The sequence below is a fragment of the Stenotrophomonas terrae genome, assembly GCF_001431465.1.
Taxonomy (GTDB): Bacteria; Pseudomonadota; Gammaproteobacteria; order Xanthomonadales; family Xanthomonadaceae; genus Stenotrophomonas; species Stenotrophomonas terrae.
Map to the genome: position 1 here is coordinate 1 of NZ_LDJJ01000105.1, position 511 is coordinate 511.

Below are 511 nucleotides of genomic sequence, written 5' to 3' on the forward strand. Positions count from 1 at the left end.
GCGCCAGCGGCAAGGTCACCTTCTTCAGCCGCAGCAAGAAGCGCCTGTGGATGAAGGGCGAGACCTCGGGCAACCACCTGGATCTGGTCGACATCCGCAGCGATTGCGACAACGACACGCTGCTGGTCACCGTGCGTCCGCATGGCCCAACCTGCCATACCGGCAGCAGCAGCTGTTTCAGCGCAGCACCGGGCAACTTCCTCGGTGCGCTGGACGCCTTGATCAAGCAGCGCGAGCATGATCGCCCGCTCAACAGCTACACCACCAAATTGTTCGAGAAGGGCGCACGCCATATCGCGCAGAAAGTGGGCGAAGAGGGCGTGGAGACCGCGTTGGCCGGCGTCGTGCAGCGCGATGACGAGCTGCTGGGCGAATCGGCCGACCTGCTGTTCCACCTGATCGTATTGCTGCGCGCCCGCGGCCTGTCGCTGGACGATGCCGTCGCCGTGCTGGAAGACCGCCACGCCAAGGCCGCCGAAAAAGCCGCCAGCTAAGTAGTGCCGAGCCATGC

The 511-nt window shown here is 64.8% G+C and carries 1 protein-coding gene; it reads left to right on the top strand.

Translation table 11 applies throughout. The features are described from left to right. Window positions 1-494 (top strand): bifunctional phosphoribosyl-AMP cyclohydrolase/phosphoribosyl-ATP diphosphatase HisIE (gene hisIE, locus ABB27_RS18820; RefSeq protein WP_057630840.1); only part of this gene is annotated, 494 nt, incomplete at its 5' end. Between the last annotated feature and the right edge of the window lie 17 nt (window positions 495-511).